The sequence below is a fragment of the Micromonospora echinofusca genome, assembly GCF_900091445.1.
Lineage (GTDB): Bacteria > Actinomycetota > Actinomycetes > Mycobacteriales > Micromonosporaceae > Micromonospora > Micromonospora echinofusca.
The window spans coordinates 5,077,813-5,096,238 of the sequence record NZ_LT607733.1; the positions used below are offsets into that span (position 1 = coordinate 5,077,813).

The window sequence follows — 18,426 nt, forward strand, 5'->3', positions numbered from 1 at the left end:
GCGCTCAGAACGCCTCGGGGTGGGCGGCCTGGGCGATCTTCTCCACCGCGAGGTGGTTGCTCGGGCCGAGGAATACCGAGTCGGAGAGCACCACGTAGCGCTTGTTCTTCGCGGCGTCCCACTGCGGGAACTGGGCGAGCAGCTTCTGCGCGTCCGCGTCCGGGTCCTTGGACATGTAGTTGACCACGAGCAGGGTGTCCACGTCGGCCTTGGCGACCTGTTCGCGGGAGAGGTTGGCGAACGTCTGGTCCGTGGCGCCCTCGAAGGCGTTCACCGCCCCGGCCTTGGCCATGACGTCGTTCCAGAGCCCGTTGCCCCCGACGGAGCTGAACTCGCCACCCATCGCCATGCCCGGGATGATCATCATGACGTTCTGCTTCGGCAGGTTCGCGGTCTTCGCCCCGACGGCCGCGATCCGCGCCTGGGAGTCGGCGATGACCTTCTCGGCGCGCTCCGACACCCCGAAGATCGCCCCGAGGTCGCGCAGCATCCCGTAGCTGTCCTCGATGGTCGGCTTGCCCGTGACCGTGCCGACCTCGCCGCACGAACTCTTCGGCGCGTACGTGTTGGCCCCGACGGCCGCGAGGTCGTCGCGGGTGGCGAAGCCCGCCTCGGCGCGGAAGCCCCCGTCGTACGTGGAGATCACGAAGTCGGGCGTAAGCCCGATCATGGCCTCGCGCGGGATGTCCGACATGTCGTTGAGCTTGATGTTCCCCGACGGCAGTTGCTTGATCGCGTCGACCCGGCCGTCCACCTCGGAGGCGCCGTAGGACTGCGCGTTCGCCACGATCCGGTCGGCGACGCCGAGTTCCAGCAGCGCGGAGACCTCCGCCACCGACCCGCCGTTCATCACGACCACCCGGCTCGGCGCCTGCTTGTAGGTGTACGACTTGCCGCAGTTGGTGATCGTCACCGGGTAGCCCGCCTTCGGCGGCTCGTTCGACAGTTCGGCCTCGCTCCTGGCCGCCGTGCAGGCCGTCGAGAACAGCAGGGCGGCGACCGCCGCCGCGAGGGGGAATCGCTTGAGTTTCATCCGGTCCTCCGAGCAGTTGACGTGGCGACGGGCGTCGGCGCCGCCGCCCCTTCCGGTTCCGCTGCCGCGGCAGTGGGCTTGGGCAGGTGGTGCAGACGGACACTGACCAGGCCGGCGCAGGTCGCGGAGGCCGCGAGCAGGAGCGCGGTGGCCGCGAAGGCCGTCGCGTGGTCGGCGAAGGGCACGCCGGGGTCGCCGGGCGTCGCGCCGAGCACGGTGCGGTACCAGACGCCGGCGACCGCGACCCCGAGGGCGAGGCCGAACTGGGTCACGGTGGTCGCCATGCCGGATGCCGCGCCCGCCTCGGCGGGCCGGACCCGGCCGAGGATCCCGGCCACCAGCGGCGAGACGACCAGCCCCTGCCCGAAGCCGGCCAGCGTGACCACCGCGACGAGCATGGGTGCCTGCGCGGACTCGGGCGCCTGGACGACGGCCGCGCTGGCCAGCAGGACGGCGGCGAGCAGGCCGCAGCCCACGGCCGGGGTCGGCGCCGGGAACAGGCGTCCCACCCGGCGGCTCGCCGCGGAGCCCAGCGAGAAGCCGATCCCGAGCGGCACGAACATCAGCGCCGCCGTGAGCGGCGTGAACCGCAGGCCGGTCTGGAGGTAGTAGGTGAACACGAGGAAGAGCCCCGAGTTCGTGGCGAACAGCGCCAGCACCGTCAGCAGGGACAGCCGCATCCCGGGGGCGGTGACGACCCGCGGCGGGAACAGCGGCTCGCCGCCCTCGCGGTGCAGGCGCCGCTGCTGGTTGACGAGCACGACGGCCACGACGAGCGCGATGGGCACCCCGAGCCAGAGCCATGCCGGGCCGCCCGGCCCGAAGACCAGGGGCACGAGCAGGGCGGGGGCCGCCACGATGGTGAGCGCCGCGCCCGCGAGGTCCAGGCGGTGCGGGGCCTTCGGAACGGTACGCGGCAGGATCCCGCCCAGCGCCAGGATCGCGATCCCGACGGGCACGTTGACCAGCAGCGCCGGCCGCCAGCCGAGGCCGAGGATGTCGGCCTCGACGATGAGCCCGCCGCCCGCGATGCCGCTGATCACGCCCAGGCCGATGACGACGCCGTAGACGCTGATGGCCCTCGCCAGCCGATCCGGGTCCTGCATCGTGGCCCGGATGATCGCGAGCACCTGGGGTGCCATGAACGCCGCCGTGGCGCCCTGCAGGAAGCGGGCCACGATGAGCAGGTCGGCGTCCGGCGCGATCCCGCACAGCAGCGAGGTGACGGTGAAGCCGGCGACGCCCCAGAGGAACACGGTGCGGTGCCCCAGCCGGTCGCCGAGCCGCGCGCCGGTGACCATCAGGGCCCCGAACGCGATCACGTACGCCGCGCCGACGAACTGGATCTGGTCGAAGCCCGCGTCGAGGTCGCGCTGGATGGACGGGCTGGCCACGTTGACCACGAACCCGTCCACCTGGGTCATGAACGTCGCGGCGAGGACCGCGCCGAGTCCGAGCCACTCGCGCCGTTCGCTCATGCTGACCTCCGAAGGTCGTCGACAGGTGGGAGCACGGCGCCGACCCGCGCCAGGGGACCGGCGGCGAGCATCCCGTCGTGGGTGCAGTCGAGCCGGTGCACGTCGATCCGCCCGTCGACGTGTGGCTCCCAGCTCGCCGGTCCGGGCCAGTCCGGTGTCTTGCCGTCGGTCGCCTCGACGACCAGCACGTCGCCGGTGAGGCGGCGGGGCGTCCAGTCGGCGATGAGCCGCGAGTTGCGGGCGAAGGCGTCGTACGCGAGGCGACGCCCCGGCTCGTCGAGGCCGCCCAGCGCGGCCTGGCCGAGCATGGCGGCGGCCGCGTCGCGCTCGCCGGGCGGCGGCAGCTCCCGCCAGGCGGCCGGCACCGGGTACGAGTCGAGCAGCGCCAGCAGGGCCACCGACTCGCCCGACTCCGTGAGCTGCGTGGCCATCTCGTGGGCCACCAGCCCGCCGAACGACGCCCCGAGCAGGTGGTACGGCCCGTCGGGCTGGACCTCCCGGATGCGCCGTACGTGGTCGGCGGCCAACTCGGCGACGCTCGCGCACCCACCGACGGCGACCGACTGGAGCCCGTACACCGGGCGGTCGGGCAGGCTCGCCAGCAGCGCGGCGTACGACCACGCCAGCCCGGTGGCCGGCGCGACGCAGAACAGCGGCGGCCCGCTCCCCCGCGTACGCAACGGGAGCAGCACCTCCGTCGAGCCCTCGCCGGTGTCCGTGGCGAGCGCCGGCGCGAGCCTCGCGACGGTCGGCGCCTCGAACACCGTCCGAATGCTGATCTCCACGCCGAACTCCGCGCGCACCCGGCCCATGAGCCGGGCGACGAGCAGGGAGTGCCCGCCGAGCGAGAAGAAGTCGTCGTCGATGCCCACCTCCGGCAGGCCGAGCAGGTCGGCGAAGAGGCCGCACAGCACCGTCTCGCGGTGGTCGCGCGGCGCGCGGCCGCCGACCGTCGCGGTCAGGTCGGGCGCGGGCAGCGCCGCGCGGTCGAGCTTGCCGTTCGTGGTCCGCGGGATCGCCGCCAGCGCGACGAACGCGGGCGGCACCATGTAGTCGGGCAGCCGCTGCGCCACGAACTGCCGCAGCGCGGCGGGCTCCGGCGCGGCGTCGCCGGCCGGCACGACGTAGCCGACGAGCCGCAGCTGGCCCGGCGCGTCCTCGCGGGGCACCACCGCCGCCTGGGCGACGTCGGGGTGGGCGAGCAGGACCGCCTCGATCTCCCCCGGCTCGATGCGGAAGCCCCGGATCTTGACCTGGTCGTCCGCGCGGCCGAGGAACTCCAGCGTGCCGTCGGGCCGCCAGCGGGCGAGGTCGCCGGTGCGGTACATGCGGCCGTCCGGGGCCCCGAACGGGTCCTCGACGAACCGCTGCGCGGTCTGCTCCGGACGCTCGTGGTAGCCACGGGCGACCGGGGCGCCGGCGAAGTACAGCTCGCCGACCGTGCCGGGCGGCACCAGCCCGCGCGCCGGGTCCAGCACGTACGCCCTGGTGTTGGTGAGCGGCCTGCCCACGATCGGCTCGGCGCTCTCGGCGAGCCGGCACCAGAGGGTGTCGACCGTGCACTCGGTGGGGCCGTACAGGTTGTAGACGCTCATGCCGGCGTCGCGCAGCGCCGTCCAGAGCGCGGGGCCGGTGGCCTCGCCGCCGAGCGCGAGCACGGCGGGCCGGTGCCGGCCGGCGTCGAGGAACCCGTTGGCTACCAGCTCCTCGGCGTACGTGGGGGTGATGTCCATGAAGTCGATCTCGTGCCGGTCGACGTAGTCGAGCATCGCGGCCGGGTCGCGGCGCCGGTCGTCGTCGACGAAGTGCAGCTCGTGGCCGTCGAGCAGCCACAGCAGCCCCTCCCACGAGGTGTCGAACGACAGCGACGCGGAGAGCGCGGCCCGCCGCACCCGGCCGGCGGACTCCGGGCGGATCATCGTGTCGCGGTGGTGGAGGAAGAGGTTGACCAGGCCGCCGTGCTCGACCACGACGCCCTTGGGCACGCCGGTGGAGCCGGACGTGTAGATGAGGCAGGCCGCGTGCCGCGGCGCGACACCGGTGTCCGCGACGGGCCCGTCGGCCGTCCCGGCCAGCTCCGCGGCGGTCGCCGGGGCGTCCAGCAGCAGGACCGGTACGTCGGTGTCGCGGTGCCCGGCCCAGAGCGCCCCGGTGCTGACCACCGCGACGGGCGCGCTGTCGGCGAGCATCGCCGCGACGCGTCGGGCGGGCAGGTCCGGGTCGACGGGTACGTAGGCCGCGCCAGCCTTGAGCACGGCCAGCAGCGCCACGATCGACTCCGAGGTGCGCGGCAGCAGCAGCGCGACGTAGCGGTCGGGGCCGGCCCCCCGGGCGACGAGCAGGGTGGCGAGGCGGTCGGCGCGGCGGTCCAGCTCGGCGAAGGTCAGCGTGGCGTCGCCGGCCACCAGCGCCGTCCGGTCCGGCGTCGCGGCCGCCTGCGCGGCGAACAGCGCGGGTACGGTGACCGCCGGCAGGGGCTTCGCCGTGTCGTTCCACTCCTCCAGCAGCAGCCGGCGCTCGCCGTCGAGGAGCAGGTCGACGTCCCCGATCGGCGTGTCGGGGGCGTGCGTGGCGCGGCGCAGGAAGACCAGGAAGCGGTTGAGGTGGCCGGCGAGCTCGTCTTCGTCGTAGCAGTTGGGGTTGGCGTCGAGGACGATCCGCAGGCCGCTGCCGTCGGCGTGGTCGTAGACGTGCACGACGAGGTCCTCGACGAGCCCGGCGCTGACGTTGCGCACGAGTCCGCGGTGCCCGGCGAAGCGCAGGCCGTAGTCGAACGGCATGATGTTGACCGAGGGCCCGAAGAGCTTGCGCTCGCTGGCGACCAGCCGCAGATCGCGGCGCAGCTGCTCGTAGCGGTAGCGCAGGTGCGGGCGCGCCGATCGCACCTCGTCGCCGACCTGTGCGGCGAGGTCCGCCAGCGTGGCGGTGGGCTCGACCCGGACCCAGAGCGGCACGACGTTGGTCACCATGCACGGCACCCGCAGCGACACCGAGCCGAGGCGGGACATGACGGGCAGCGCGAGGGTGAGCTCGTCGGCGCCCGTCATCCGGTGCAGGTACGCCGCGAAGGCCGCGATGACCGTCTCGCTCCAGGTGGTCCCGGTGGCCTTCGCGACCGCCTTCAACGCGCCGATGCCGGCGGCGTCGAGGTCCTCGCCGACGCGGTGCACGCTGCGGGCCAGCTTGCCGGAGCGGCGGGCGAGGACGACCGGCGCCGGCCTGCCCCGCGCACGGGACGTCCAGTGCTCACGCGCGGCGGCGTACGCGTCCGAGTCCGCGTAGGCCAGGTCCTCGTCGACGACGGCGGCCAGGGAACCGAACGTCCGGGGCGGCGGTTCGTGTCCCTCGACGAGCGCGGTGTAGCGCTGCGCCACCCTGCGGGCGACGAGGGACAGCCCGTACCCGTCCAGGGCGATGTGGTGGGCGCGCTGGTACCACAGCACGTGCTCGGGGCCGAGCCGGAAGATCGTGTGACAGAACAGCAGGTCCTTGCGGAGGTCGACGGCGACCGCGAGGTCCGCGCGCATCCAGGCCAGCGCGGCGGCGAGCGGGTCGGCCTCGCCGCTGGTGTCGACCTGGTGCACCGGCCACGGCGCGTCGTTGCGGGGGCGTTGCCACGGGCGACCGTCGGCGTCCTCCTCGAACACCATGGTCAGCGCCTCGGTCTCGCCGACGGTCCCGCGTACCGCCTCCTCCAGCAGCCGCAGGTCGACCGGGCCACGGATCTCGACGTACTCGGCCGTGTTGTAGGCGGAGCTGTCCGGGTCGAACTGCTGGCCCGTCCAGATCCCTTCCTGCGCGGCGCCCAGCCGCAGCGCCCCGTCAGCCATCGCGGCCCGCCACCAGCTTCACCCAGTGCCCCAGCGTCGGCTGCTCGGCCAGCTCGACGAAGCTGACCTCGGCGCCGGCGTCGCGCCACCGCTCCATCAGCATCATCAGCCGCATCGAGTCGAGCCCGGAGTCGAACAGGTTCTCCTCGTCGGTGGTCTCGTCTGGGAGGCGGTAGAGCATCTCCGCGACGTCCGCCCTGATCGTCGTTGCCGTCAACTGATCCGCCACGTCATGCCTTCCCGTGTGTGTGAGGTGGACACGGGTGGAATCCGACGATCGACGCCGCCGGATTCCACCCGGGAAAACGAACGTCCATGAAGGACTAGGCCGCCGCGTCGACGTCGTCGTAGACGGTGACCCGGTACGACACCGCCGGCTCCGGCGTCGCGGTGTGCAGCGCGCGGTGCACCAGGGTGCGGTTGTCCCAGAGGAGCATGTCGCCCTTCTCGAACGTCTGGAGGTGGATGTTCTCGTGCTCGTAGGTGCGGTCGAGCTGGCCCGTCGCGGTCAGCAGCTCCGTCAGCAGCTCCGGCTGCTCGTTGCCCTCCGCGTCCCGCACCGACGAGGTGAAGCCCTCGCTGATGTAGAGCACCGTCTCCCCGGTGTGCGGGTGGGTGAAGGTGGTCTGGCAGGTCACCGGCGGGGTCTTCGCGTTGACCTCCTCGATGAGCTCGGAGATCGGCCGGTAGACGTCGGTGGGCCGGATCTTGAAGTACCGCAGCACGCTGTGCGTCGCCGTGGTGTCCTTCACCGCCAGCTTCAGCTCCTCGGTCAGCTTCTCGTACGCCGTCGCGAGGTTGATGAAGAACGTGCCACGGTTCTTCGACGGCACGACCTGCGGGTAGATCAGGGTGATGTCGAAGGGACGCTGCATGAACTGGTAGTCCGAGTGCCAGAACTTGCCGGTCTTCGGCACCCCCACCTGGCGGCCGTCCTCCTCCTTGACGTTGGAGGAGACGAACACCTCCTTGACCTCGGGGTGGTGGTAGACCGGCTCGTAGTACTCGGCGACCCGACCGAGCCGCTCACCGAGCGCCAGGAACTGCCGCGGCGACAGGTCCTGGTTCTTCAGCACCACGATCTTGTTGGTGTAGATGGCCTTCTTGAGTTCGACGATGTCCTGCTCCGGGGCGGTCTCCGCGTCGAAACCCTCCACGATGACGCCGAACTTCTTTCCAGCCTGCGGGGTGATTTTCATTCGCACTCCTCTGAGCGGTGGCGCCGCGAATCCGACACCTCAGTAGTCGCGTCCGATCGGACAACAGTTCCCGCCCCGACAGGTGCCCGGGGCCGAAATTCCAGGTCAATTACCACGTCGTGGGTTCACATTTCCGCGGACTCCTTCGCGAAGGTCGGCCTGCCGTTCCCACAGCTGGGCATGGCAGGCGTAGATGACGGCCGCCGCGCCTTCCGGGTCGTCGCGGACGACGAAGTGACCGCTGCCGGGGATGACGAAGTGCTGTGCCCTCGGCAGCATCCGCCGGGCCCGGACCGCGTCACGCAGCGGCACGACGCGGTCCTGGTCGGCCCAGACGAGGTTCACCGGAGTCGTGTCGTCGACCTCGGCGGCCCGGAACGCGTAGCGGCCGGCGTACCGGCACAGCGTCGACACGTCGCTGGCGATCATCGACGTCACGTCGGCGGCGACCGCCTCCGCCCGCAGGGCGACGGGCCGGGCCGACACGTTGCCCATGACGATCCTGCGGACGCAGTTCCTGGCGAGCAGCCGCCCACGCGTCCGGGGCCCCACCGCGGCGGTGATCCGGAGGACCGCGTGGGTCCGCACCACGCACACGCAGGCGCGGCAGGCCGCCCGGAACCCGATGCTGCACAGGGCGGTCACCGCCGCGACGGGCACCCGCCGCGCCAGTTCGAGCGCGATCACCCCGCCGAGCGAGTGCCCGACCACGTGCGGCCGGCGCAGTCCCAGCGCCGCGATGCGCTCCGCCACGTACTCGGCGAGGCGCGGCACGACGTCACGGCCCGACGCGAGCCCCGGCACGCCGCCGTGACCCGGCAGGTCGATCGCGAGGGTCCGGGCGAACCCGGGAATGCGTTCGACGACGGCGTCCCAGCTCGCCCGGCCGAGACCGGCCGCGTGCAGCAGAAGGAGCTGCGGGTCCTCCGCGAGCCGGCTCGGCTCGGCCATTGTGCGGCTCCGTTCTCTCCGTCCGGACGTGGCCGTCGCGGTACGTGGACGCGTCAGGAGGCGCTGACCATCGGCGCGCGTGACGCCTCGGTCGTGTCGGCCCGCTCCGGCAGGTCGGCGCCCGCGTGTGCCTTGAACCGCCGCAGGCGCAGGCTGTTCGTCACCACGAACACCGAGCTGCCGGCCATGATCAGGCCCGCCAGCATGGGATTGAGCAGCCCGCTCGCCGCGAACGGGATGGCCGCGACGTTGTAGGCGAAGGCCCAGAACAGGTTGCCCTTGATCGTGCCGAGGGTGCGGCGCGACAGCCGGATGGCGTCCGCGACCACGCGCAGGTCACCGCGGACGACCGTCAGGTCGCCCGACTCGATCGCCACGTCGCTGCCGGTGCCCATCGCGATGCCCAGGTCGGCCTGCGCGAGCGCCGCGGCGTCGTTGACGCCGTCGCCGACCATCGCGACGACCTTGCCGTCGACCTGGAGCCGCTTGACCAGGTCGACCTTGCCGGCGGGGAGGACGTCGGCGACGACATCGTCGATCCCCACCTCCGCCGCGATCGCCGCCGCGACCGCGGCGTTGTCACCGGTCAGCAGGATCGGGTGCAGCCCCAGTCGCTTGAACTGCGCCACCGCCGCCCTGCTGGTGGGCTTGACCCGGTCGGACACGACGAGGATGCCGCGCACGGCGCCGTCCCAACCCACCATCACCGAGGTACGGCCCGCCGCGTCGGCCGTCGCCTTGGCGGCGGCGACCTCCGGGGGCAGGTCGGCGGCCCACGAGCCGAGCAGCGAGGCCCGGCCGACGATCACCTCGTGCCCGTCCACCGTGCCGCGCACGCCCACCCCGGTCTCGCTGGTGAAGTCCGCGACCGCGGGCAGTTCGCCGCAGCGGTCCCGCGCCCCCGCCACCACGGCACGGGCGATGGGGTGCTCCGACGCGTTCTCCAACGCGCCCGCGAGCCGCAGCAGCTGGGCGTCGGTCACCCCGTCGACGGGCACGACGTCCACGACGGACATCTCGCCGGTGGTGACCGTGCCGGTCTTGTCGAGCACGACGGTGTCGACGGTCCTCGTCGACTCCAGCACCTGCGGGCCCTTGATGAGGATGCCGAGCTGCGCGCCCCGGCCGGTGCCGACCAGCAGCGCGGTCGGCGTCGCCAGCCCCAGCGCGCACGGGCAGGCGATGATCAGGACGGCCACCGCCGCGGTGAACGCGGCCGCCGCGGGTTGGCCTGAGCCGAGCCAGTAGCCCAGCGTGGCGAGCGACAGCGCGATCACCCCCGGTACGAACACCGCCGACACCTGGTCCGCGAGCCGCTGCACGTCGGCCTTGCCGGTCTGCGCCTCCTCGACGAGCCGGGCCATCTGCGCGAGCTGCGTCTCGCCGCCCACCTTCGTGGCGCGGACGACGAGCCGCCCGCCGGCGTTGACCGTGGCGCCGACGACCTCGTCGCCGGGCCCCACCTCGACGGGTACGGACTCGCCGGTGAGCATGCTCGCGTCGACCGCGGAGGAGCCCTCCTCCACGACGCCGTCGGTCGCCACCTTCTCCCCCGGCCGTACGAGGAACCGGTCGCCGACCGCGAGCGCCGAGATCGGCACCAGCACCTCGACGCCGTCGCGCAGCACCGTCACGTCCTTGGCGCCCAGCGACAGCAGCGCCCGCAGCGCGGCGCCGGAGCGGCGCTTCGCGCGTGCCTCGAAGTAGCGGCCGCAGAGGATGAACAGCGTCACGCCCGCGGCGACCTCCAGGTACATGTTGCCCTCGCCGGGCGTCCGTTCCAGCGTGATGCGGAACGGGTGACGCATGCCGGGCTCGCCGGCGGTGCCGAGGAACAGCGTGTACAGCGACCACACGAACGCGGCGATGGTGCCCACCGAGACCAGCGTGTCCATCGAGGCGGCGGCGTGCCGGAGGTTGGCGAAGGCGGCCCGGTGGAAGGGCCACGCCCCCCACACCACGACCGGCGCGGCCAGCGTCAGGCAGGCCCACTGCCAGTACTCGAACTGGAGCTGGGAGAACATCGACATCGCGATGACCGGCACGGCCAGCACGGCGACGACCCAGAGTCGGTGCCGGGCCGCCCGCAGCTCACGGTCGTGCTCGGCCGCCTCCGCGGCGGCCGGGTCCGGGGCGTCCGCCGCCGGGGCCGAGGGCGGCTGCACCGGCCGGGCCGTGAAGCCGATCTCCTCGACGGCGGCGATCACCCTCTCCTGCGTGATCTGCGGCGCGACGAGCACCTTCGCCTTCTCGGTGGCGTAGTTGACCGTCGCCTCCACCCCGTCGATCGCGTTGAGCTGCTTCTCGATGCGCGCCGCGCAGGCCGCGCACGTCATGCCGCCGATCAACAGTTCCAGTTGGTTGTCAGGCCTGGCCGCGCGCGGTGTCACCAGCCGGGCCGTGAAGCCGATCTCCTCGACGGCGGCGATCACCGCGGCCTGCGAGACCTGCGGCGCGGCCAGGACCTTCGCCTTCTCGGTGGCGTAGTTGACCGTCGCCTCCACCCCGTCGATCGCGTTGAGGCGCTTCTCGATGCGCGCCGCGCAGGCCGCGCACGTCATGCCGCCGATCAACAGCTCCAGTCGGTTCTCAGCCGTGGCCATGCGGGGTGCCTCCCTCCGTGGCGCCGCCGGACGTGTCGGCGGGGACAGCGGCTCCGCCGTTGCGCACGGCCTCCTCGTTGCGTGCCTTGGCCGCCGCGAATGCCTCCTCGCTCAGGCCGTGCGGCGGCGGGTTGGGGCCGTTCACGCGCAGGGTGAACGCCGCCGTGCGCACGACGCCCTGGTGCTGGAAGTCCAGGAACAGCCGGTAGTCGCCGAAGCTGGGCGCGGTGGCGTGGAAGAGGATGTCCGGGCCGGGGGCGGTCTGCCCGTCGCCCGGCGTGCCGTCCGGATGCACGTGCAGGTACGCCATGTCGCCGTCGCGGAGCGCGACCAGGTGGCCGAAGGCGCCGAGGTACGGCTCCAGGTCGGTCACCGGCTTGCCGCCCTTCGCGACGCTGAGGGTCAGCTTGCCGCTCTTGCCGGGCGTCAGCTCCCCGCCGAGCGTCACGGTGTAGCCGTCCACCGTCGCGGTGGTCGAGGGCGCGGGCAGCGCCTCCGGCCGGAAGTCGCCCGACACGGACACGTCCGCCCCGAGCGTCTCGCCGTGGATGCCCCACAGCGGCATGTAGTCGGCGAAGATCCGGTACTCGCCCGCCGCCGCGAAGGTCAGCGGCACCCGCCACACGCCGTCGGAGCCGAGGTTCGGGTGGACGTGCTGGAAGTTCGTCAGGTCGCGCCGCGCCACGATGAGGTGCATCAGCTTCTCGTGCTGCGGCTTGTACTTCATCAGCGGCGTACCGTCGTGTTGCAGGACCTGGAAGGCGAAGGTCTGCTTCGTGCCCGCCCGGACGTTGTCCGTGATCACCTTCAGGTTCATGCTCTCGTGGGTGATGGCCAGGCCGTACGAGGACTCCTCGGCAGCGGCGGCCGGCTTGGCGGCGGGTGCGGGCGCCGGTGCCGCCGTCGGCGGTGGCCCCACCACACGGCCGACGGTGTAGGCGCTTCCCAGCACCAGCACCAGGGCCAGTGCGAACGCACCGAGTTTCGTCACTATCTTCATGATCATCCGTCCTGAGTCGACGCGATTGGCGTGGAGGCCGCCCCGCTCCACCGCAGCAGGCAGGCCCCGAACGACATGCCGCCGCCGAACGCCAGCAGGAGGACGAGGTCGCCGTCGGAGAGCCGTCCGGCCCGGTTGGCGTGGTCGAGGGTGAGCGGCACCGAGGCGCTGCCGGTGTTCGCGTACTCCTCCACCGTGCGGTGGGTCTGCGCGGCGGTCAGCCCGCACGCGCGTACCAGTTCGTCCAGCAGCATGCCGTTGGGCTGGTGGGGCACGACGTGGGCGATGTCGGCCGGGTCGACGCCCGCCCTGGCCAGCAGCTTGTCCACGAACGGCGGGACCTCCTGGAGGACCAGTTCCGTGACTCCCCGGCCCTGCATCCGGAAGAAGTGGCCGCCCTCGGCGAGCGTCGCCGCCGACGCCGGCAGCCTGCTGCCGCCCGCCGACACCCGGATCAGGTCACCGGCGTCGCCCCGGCTGGCCATCTCGTACTCGATGACGCCGCGCCCCGCGGGCACCGCCCCCACGACGGCCGCGCCGGCGCCGTCGCCCAGCAGCACGGCCGTGCGCCGGTCCTCGAAGTCCAGGATGCGTGAGTAGACGTCGGCGCCGACCACCAACGCGTGGGTGCCCGGCCGGTCGGCCACCAGCGACCGCGCCAGCACCAGGGCGTGCACGAATCCCGCGCACACGGCGTTGACGTCGAAGCAGGCGGCCCCGTACGCGCCGAGACGTTCCTGCACCAGGCAGGCTGTCGGCGGCTGGGGCTGGTCCGGGGTCGACGTGGACACGATGAGGTAGTCGACGCGGTCGACGCCGAGGCCCGCGTCCCGCAGCGCGCGGGTCGCGGCGTGCACGGCGAGGTCCGAGGTGGCCTCCTCCGCCGCCGCGAACCGGCGCGAACGAATGGCGGTCTTACGCACGATCCATTCCGGGCTCGCACCCGTTACGCGACGTGCGATTTCCTCGTTCGACAATGCTCGCGTGGGCACCCAGGATCCGGTGCCCAGAATTCCGACGGATGAGGACACAACAGCCTCCACAGAGAAAAGGCGTTCCTTGCCTGCAAATTAGCCGAGCGGAAGCATCGACCGCAATCACGAACGCCACCGCCCCACAGCGGCCGTCGGGCAAATTACCGGACGATGGCGGAAACAATTTCGCGGCGATGGAACGCGCAATTTCCCGGCCCTTCGGCACACGGTTCACCCGTGCAGTTCCTCCCGGGCCGGACATGACACCGCGCGGGTGGGACGTGCCGATGACCACCGCCATGCTGGCGGGACGACCGATCGCGTGGCGGGGCCCCGCGGCCCGTGCGGCGCCCCAGCACGGGCGGGCCGGCCGACGTCGGCGCCATTCCCCGTCGGGCAGGACCACGACCGGACGGAGAGCATCCGATGACAGCGCACACCGCCGAAGGGAGCCGCCCCTCGGCTGGCTCCGGGGAGGGCCGCCGGCCGGCCGCGACGCCACGGGCGGATCAGCAGATGCCCCGACCCAAAGTGACGGATACGATCCCTTCCGTGTCGGACGAGAGCATGATGACGTCCACGCCCACCCAGCCGCGGGCGGCCTCGGTGCGTCCGACTGTGGTGGGCGCACCGGGGCGAGCCGCCCCGGGCCACGTGCGCCGGGAGTTCCTGCGTTGACGGTGACCGGGGAGCAGCCCGCCGACCTGACGCGGTGCGCCGCCCTGCCGGCGCGCCCCCCGTCGACCCCGGGCATGCGTCAGGCGAGGCTGTGCACGTTGGTGAGCGCCGCGAGCGGGGTTGCCGCGTGCCTGGCACTCACGGTCCTGCAGCTGCTCCGCAGCCCCGACGGGCGGTGGCTCGCGCTCGGCACCACCGGCTGCCTCCTCCTGGCCGTGGCGCTGGCCGGCGCGCTGTACCGGACGGTCACCCCGGGAACGGCTCCGACGACCAACGGCTGGACGCTCGCCGTTCCCGCGCTGGCCGCGGCACTGTCCGTGCCGCTCGTCGGGCCGGCGGGCGACACCCCGGGTCTGGCGTGGTCCTTCGTGGGCGCCGCGCTCGTCGGGGTCGCGCCGCTGCTGCTGCCGGCCCGGTACGCGGTGACCCCCATGGCCGCCACGGTCCTGGTGTCCGCGGCGACGGTCTGGTGGCTCGGCGGCCCCGTGCGCGACGCGGTGACCGTCACGGTGGTGCTCGGGCTGTCGGTGGCGATGTGGAACGTGCTGCACCTGTGGTTCTGGACGTTCCTCGGGCAGGCCTGGGAGGGACGCGACGCGCTGGCCCGCCTGGCCGCGACCGAGGAGCGGCTACGGTTCGCCCGCGACGTCTACGACCTGCTCGGCAACCACCTGGCGGCGATCGCCTTCAAGGCCGAGCTGGCGTCGCGGCTGGCCACGGTCGACGGGGAGCAGACGAAGAAGGAGGTCGCCGAGATCCGGGCGCTCGCGGCGGCCGCGCTGGCCCGGATGCGGGAGGCCGTGCACGGCTACCGCGGTGTCGACCTGCACGAGCAGGTGCTCGCGGTGGCCCGGGTGCTGCGGGCCGCCGACGTGCGGTGCACCGTGACCCAGCCGAGGAAGGACCTGCCGCCCGCGCTCACCGGGCCGCTGATGTCCGTGCTGCGCGACGCGGGCGCCCATGTGCTGCGCGACGGCGAGGCACGGTGGTGCACGATCGAGGTGGCCCGCGAGGCGGACGGAGCACGGTTGACGGTCGTCAGCGACGGCGCCGGCCCCGCGGACGCCGACGACGCCGTGCTGCCGGGACTCGCCGACCGGCTGCGGGACGCGGGCGGCGCGCTGCGTACCTGGCGGGAGGACGGGACGTTCACCGTGGAGGCCACCGTCCGCGCGAAGCGGTGACCGGACGGCGTACGCCGGCGGCGGGTCGCCCGCCCCGTCGGCGCGTGGTCGCCGGACGCGACGCAGCACCGCGCCCCACCCGTCGGTGGACACGGTGCTGCGTGGTCAGCGGGTCGCCGGCAGGGGCCCGCCGGGCAGGAGGCACTCGTCGGCCGTGGGCCAGCGCGTCGGATCCTCGCCCAACGTGACGAGCTCGGCGACCTGGAGGCGGCACCACGGCGACAGGGAGATGTCCCCCGTGTTCACCGCGTAGACGAAGTCCGCCCAGTCGGCCCACTCGAAGTCGGCGATGGCGGCCGGGTCCGGGGTGGGACGCTCGTCGGTCACCACCCGGAACACCGGCGCGACGGCATTCTCCGCCACCCCGTTGTCCATGACCGCGCGGTAGCGAAACGCGGGCAGCACCAGCTCGGGCACGGACGCCGTCAGGCCGAGTTCGGCGCGGACGGTGCGCGTCACGGCCGCGGACACCGGTTCCCCCGGCGCGGGATGCCCGTAGCAGGAGTTCGTCCAGATCCCCGGCCAGGTCCGCGTCCGGTCGCCGCGCAGCGTCAGGAGCAGCTTCGCGTCGCTGGTGAAGACGTAACAGGAGAAGGCCAGGTGCAGAGGCGTACGCGAGTGGTGCACCGTCGCGCCCTCGGTGGCGCCCACGGGCTGCCCCTGTTCGTCGAGTAGCACGACCTGCGGCATGGTCATCGGGTCCCTTCCCGTACGGGATTCAGCTCGCCTGCGCGGAGGCGACCGCGATCACGGTTCCCCAGCCGGTTCCGCCGGCGCGACGTCACGCCGACGTCGCCTGCCGCGCGCACCCTTCGGTGGATCGATGTGCACCAACTCCGTACGCGTGCTGATCTTCAGCTTCCGGTAGGCCCGCGTCAGGTGCTGCTCGACCGTGCTGACGGTGATGAACAGCCTGTCGCCGATCTCCCGGTTGGTGTGCCCACGGGCGGCCAGGTTCACGACGCGGCGCTCGGCGTCGGTCAGGGTGGCGAGCCCCTCCTTGGCGCCGGCCACCGGAGGGTCGAGGGTGTCGTGGGCCGGCCTGAGCTTGCGCCGCAGCAGCTCGGCGTGGCAGCCCTCGGCGAGTTGGAGGGCGTGGGCGCTCATCATCTTGGCGCGCCCGAACTCGCCGAGCGCGTGCCCGGTCTGGCTGAGGTCCGCGAAGACGTGCGCGAGTTCGTGCCGGTCCCCGCTGGCGTGCAGCAGGTCCATCGCCTCGCGCAGCATCACCTGGCGTTGCTTCGGCGCGTACGCCGCCGCCAGTGCCCGCAGCCCCATGCCCTTGGCGCGCGGGGCGTCCCCACCCGGCAGCGCGAGGTGCTCGGTGACCAGCTTGCGGGCCCGGTCCGGCCGGCCCATCCGCACGTGCAGCCGGGCGAGGTCGACCCGCCACGGCAGCGCGCAGGGGTCGTCGACGCCCCAGGTCACGGCGAGCTGACCGGTGGTCTGGAAGTCCGCGAGCGCGGCGTGCCGCCGGTCCACGGCGTCGTAGTAGACGCCCCGGGCCCGCAGGTACTGCGGCCAGAACAGGCTCTGTCGCATCGCGGCCGGTGTCGACTCGCGCAGGGCCGTCTCCGCCAGCGGCAGCTGCCCGGTCATCGTGCGGGCGAGCACCAGGTGCGCGAGCGGCGAGCCGACGGCGACGCCCCAGGCCGCGGGCGGCATCGTGGCCAGCGCGTCGCGCGCGTGCCGCTCGGCGACGCCCAGGTCGCCCCGGCACAGGGCGATGGCGGCCCGCACGTCCGACAGGACGGCCCGCCAGCTCGTGATCTCGTACGCCTCGGCCTCCTCGGCCAGCTTCTCGCACCAGTCGGCGGCGCGGTCGAGGTGGTCGGCGTGGACCAGCACCCGCAGCGCATCCCACACCGACACGAGGAGGGAGTCGCCCGCGCGGGCGCGTTGCAGCACCTCCTCGGCGCGGTCGACCGGGCTGCCCCGGTCGTCGCCGGGGGATCCGACGGGGTCGCCGCCGTGCGGACGGCAGTATCGCAGCCACCGCCGGGTGGCGAGGTAGTCGGCGCCGAGGTCGGGGTCCGGGTGCGCGGCGAGGTCGCCCAGGCCACCGAGCGCCTCCTCGGCGTCGACGTGCCTGCCGTGCCAGGCGAGCGACCGGGCGAGCAGCAACGTGTCGGCCTCGTCGAGCAGGCCGGCGCGACCCGCCTCCAGCAGCGACGACAGGTGACGCGGGACCGCCTCGGGGTCGGCGCGCCAGTACGCCCGCACGAGGGCCGCCTCCGCGACGGCCCGCACGCGCCCGTCCCGGGTGGACCGCAGCGCCAGGTCCAGGCAGTCCACCGCGTACCGCACGGCGCCGGCGGCGACGGCCTCCCCCGCGGCCGTGACCAGCACCGGCGCGGCCCATGCCTCGGCCGGCTCACCGATGCCCACCAGGTGCGCGGCCACCTCGGCGGCGGACGCGCCGTCCTCGTGCAGCAGCCGCGCGGCGCGCGACCGCAGCGCCGACTGGGTCTGTTGCGGGCAGTCCTCGAGGACGGCGGCGCGCACCGCCGGGTGGTGGTAGACGTGTCCCTGGGTGAGGCCCGCCTCGGCGAGCGCGCCGAGCACCTGCCGTACGGCTGCCGCGCTCAGGCCAACCAGCCCGGCGACGAGCCCGACGGACACGGACGGACCGACGATCGCGAGGACCCGGGCGACGTCGAGCAACCGGGGATCGCTGCGGTGCAGGCACGCGAGCGCGGCCTGCACGAACGACTCGCCGACCGTCGGCGCGGCGTCCACGGCGCCCCCGGCGAGCGAGTCGTCGGCCAGCGCGTGGACGAGCATCGGGTTGCCGCCGCTGATGAGGTGCGCGGACGCGGCGAGCTGCCGGGCGGCCTCCGGCCGGATCCGCTCGGCGAGCAGGCGTCCCACCCCGTCGCGCGACAGCGGCAGCAGTCGCAGGTGACGGCAGTGGGGTTGCCGTGTGAGCTCCGCCCGGAACGCGGCGGCCTCGGGCCGCGCGCCGACACATCCGCTGACCACGAGCAGCATCCGCGCGAAGCGGATCCGCCGTTGCAGGTACAGCAGCGCCTGCAGCGACAGGGGGTCCGCGAACTGCACGTCGTCGACGACGACCACCAGCGTCCGGTCGGCGGCGACGTCCAGGAGGGCCTGACAGACGTCTTCGAGCAGTTGCGCCTCACCGTGCCGCAGGGCGGGGGTGTCCGACTCACCCGAGGGGGCGTCGTCTCGCCGGAGCAGCGGCAGGTGGTCGGCCGTGGCGGTCTGGGCCCGCAGGCTGTGGAACAGCTGCCCGACGACGCCGAGGCGGATGCCGCTCTCGGCGACCGAGCAGGCGGCCGTCAGCACGAGCGCGCCGTCGCCGGCGGCCACCTCGGCGGCGGCGTTCACCAGCCTGGTCTTCCCGCTGGCGACACCCCCGTCGACCAGCGCCACCCGGCCCTGACCGGCGGCGGCCGTCGCGTACGTCTCGGCGAGGTCGGACAGCAGGTGTTCTCTCTCGATCAGTGCCATGTGGGACACCTCCGGACACTCC

At 73.4% G+C, this 18,426-nt stretch carries 12 protein-coding genes; 1 reads left to right on the forward strand and 11 read right to left on the reverse strand.

Translation table 11 applies throughout. The annotated features are described in order from the left end of the window. Nucleotides 1-4: 4 nt before the first annotated feature. The 9 genes from GA0070610_RS21460 to GA0070610_RS21500 all read right to left on the reverse strand — a co-directional run bounded on the left by GA0070610_RS21460 (nucleotide 5) and on the right by GA0070610_RS21500 (nucleotide 13,137). Entirely contained in the window at nucleotides 5-1,033 is a 1,029-nt protein-coding gene (locus GA0070610_RS21460; RefSeq protein ID WP_089001709.1) for an ABC transporter substrate-binding protein, read from the reverse strand. Further along, nucleotides 1,030-2,511, reverse strand: coding sequence for an MFS transporter (locus tag GA0070610_RS21465; protein ID WP_089001710.1), 1,482 nt, complete (start codon nucleotides 2,509-2,511; stop codon nucleotides 1,030-1,032). Before GA0070610_RS21465 ends, GA0070610_RS21460 begins: the two co-directional genes overlap by 4 nt. After that, nucleotides 2,508-6,341: a non-ribosomal peptide synthetase gene (locus GA0070610_RS21470; RefSeq protein ID WP_089001711.1), complete on the reverse strand. Its 3,834-nt coding sequence runs from the start codon at nucleotides 6,339-6,341 to the stop codon at nucleotides 2,508-2,510. Before GA0070610_RS21470 ends, GA0070610_RS21465 begins: the two co-directional genes overlap by 4 nt. Further along, entirely contained in the window at nucleotides 6,334-6,570 is a 237-nt protein-coding gene (locus GA0070610_RS21475) for a phosphopantetheine-binding protein (protein WP_089001712.1), read from the reverse strand. Before GA0070610_RS21475 ends, GA0070610_RS21470 begins: the two co-directional genes overlap by 8 nt. 94 nt (nucleotides 6,571-6,664) lie before the next feature. Beyond that, entirely contained in the window at nucleotides 6,665-7,540 is an 876-nt protein-coding gene (scoE, locus tag GA0070610_RS21480; protein WP_089001713.1) for a (3R)-3-[(carboxymethyl)amino]fatty acid oxygenase/decarboxylase, read from the reverse strand. Between the two features lie 105 nt (nucleotides 7,541-7,645). Further along, nucleotides 7,646-8,491: an alpha/beta fold hydrolase gene (locus GA0070610_RS21485; RefSeq protein WP_089001714.1), complete on the reverse strand. Its 846-nt coding sequence runs from the start codon at nucleotides 8,489-8,491 to the stop codon at nucleotides 7,646-7,648. A 53-nt stretch (nucleotides 8,492-8,544) separates the two neighbouring features. After that, nucleotides 8,545-11,094, reverse strand: coding sequence for a heavy metal translocating P-type ATPase (locus GA0070610_RS21490; protein WP_089001715.1), 2,550 nt, complete (start codon nucleotides 11,092-11,094; stop codon nucleotides 8,545-8,547). Continuing rightward, on the reverse strand, nucleotides 11,081-12,094 hold the full coding sequence (locus tag GA0070610_RS21495) for a hypothetical protein (RefSeq protein ID WP_089001716.1): 1,014 nt from the start codon (nucleotides 12,092-12,094) through the stop codon (nucleotides 11,081-11,083). The genes GA0070610_RS21490 and GA0070610_RS21495 overlap by 14 nt, the downstream gene beginning before the upstream one ends. A gap of 2 nt (nucleotides 12,095-12,096) precedes the next feature. Continuing rightward, on the reverse strand, nucleotides 12,097-13,137 hold the full coding sequence (locus GA0070610_RS21500; protein WP_331716474.1) for a 3-oxoacyl-ACP synthase III family protein: 1,041 nt from the start codon (nucleotides 13,135-13,137) through the stop codon (nucleotides 12,097-12,099). A gap of 710 nt (nucleotides 13,138-13,847) precedes the next feature. Between GA0070610_RS21500 and GA0070610_RS21505 the strand changes: the two genes are divergently transcribed. After that, the gene (locus GA0070610_RS21505; protein WP_231925760.1) at nucleotides 13,848-14,930 is read left to right on the forward strand and encodes a sensor histidine kinase; all 1,083 of its coding nucleotides are present in this window, start codon (nucleotides 13,848-13,850) and stop codon (nucleotides 14,928-14,930) included. 105 nt (nucleotides 14,931-15,035) lie between these two features. Here GA0070610_RS21505 and idi read toward each other — a convergent pair whose 3' ends face one another. Together idi and GA0070610_RS21515 are read right to left on the reverse strand one after the other, a co-directional pair. After that, nucleotides 15,036-15,626, reverse strand: a complete 591-nt coding sequence (idi, locus tag GA0070610_RS21510; RefSeq protein WP_197697759.1) for an isopentenyl-diphosphate Delta-isomerase — start codon at nucleotides 15,624-15,626, stop codon at nucleotides 15,036-15,038. Nucleotides 15,627-15,677: 51 nt separating this feature from the next. Continuing rightward, nucleotides 15,678-18,404 carry a helix-turn-helix transcriptional regulator gene (locus GA0070610_RS21515; protein WP_089001718.1) on the reverse strand — a complete coding sequence of 909 codons (2,727 nt, stop codon included), beginning with the start codon at nucleotides 18,402-18,404 and terminating at the stop codon, nucleotides 15,678-15,680. Nucleotides 18,405-18,426: the final 22 nt, after the last annotated feature.

Excerpts from the sequence above, each read along its gene's own strand:
- idi (WP_197697759.1), bottom strand. The coding sequence starts at position 15,626 with ATGACCATGCCGCAGGTCGTGCTACTCGACGAACAGGGGCAGCCCGTG.
- GA0070610_RS21460 (WP_089001709.1), bottom strand. The coding sequence starts at position 1,033 with ATGAAACTCAAGCGATTCCCCCTCGCGGCGGCGGTCGCCGCCCTGCTG.
- GA0070610_RS21470 (WP_089001711.1), bottom strand. The coding sequence starts at position 6,341 with ATGGCTGACGGGGCGCTGCGGCTGGGCGCCGCGCAGGAAGGGATCTGG.
- GA0070610_RS21465 (WP_089001710.1), bottom strand. The coding sequence starts at position 2,511 with ATGAGCGAACGGCGCGAGTGGCTCGGACTCGGCGCGGTCCTCGCCGCG.
- GA0070610_RS21490 (WP_089001715.1), bottom strand. The coding sequence starts at position 11,094 with ATGGCCACGGCTGAGAACCGACTGGAGCTGTTGATCGGCGGCATGACG.
- GA0070610_RS21495 (WP_089001716.1), bottom strand. The coding sequence starts at position 12,094 with ATGAAGATAGTGACGAAACTCGGTGCGTTCGCACTGGCCCTGGTGCTG.
- GA0070610_RS21485 (WP_089001714.1), bottom strand. The coding sequence starts at position 8,491 with ATGGCCGAGCCGAGCCGGCTCGCGGAGGACCCGCAGCTCCTTCTGCTG.
- scoE (WP_089001713.1), bottom strand. The coding sequence starts at position 7,540 with ATGAAAATCACCCCGCAGGCTGGAAAGAAGTTCGGCGTCATCGTGGAG.
- GA0070610_RS21515 (WP_089001718.1), bottom strand. The coding sequence starts at position 18,404 with ATGGCACTGATCGAGAGAGAACACCTGCTGTCCGACCTCGCCGAGACG.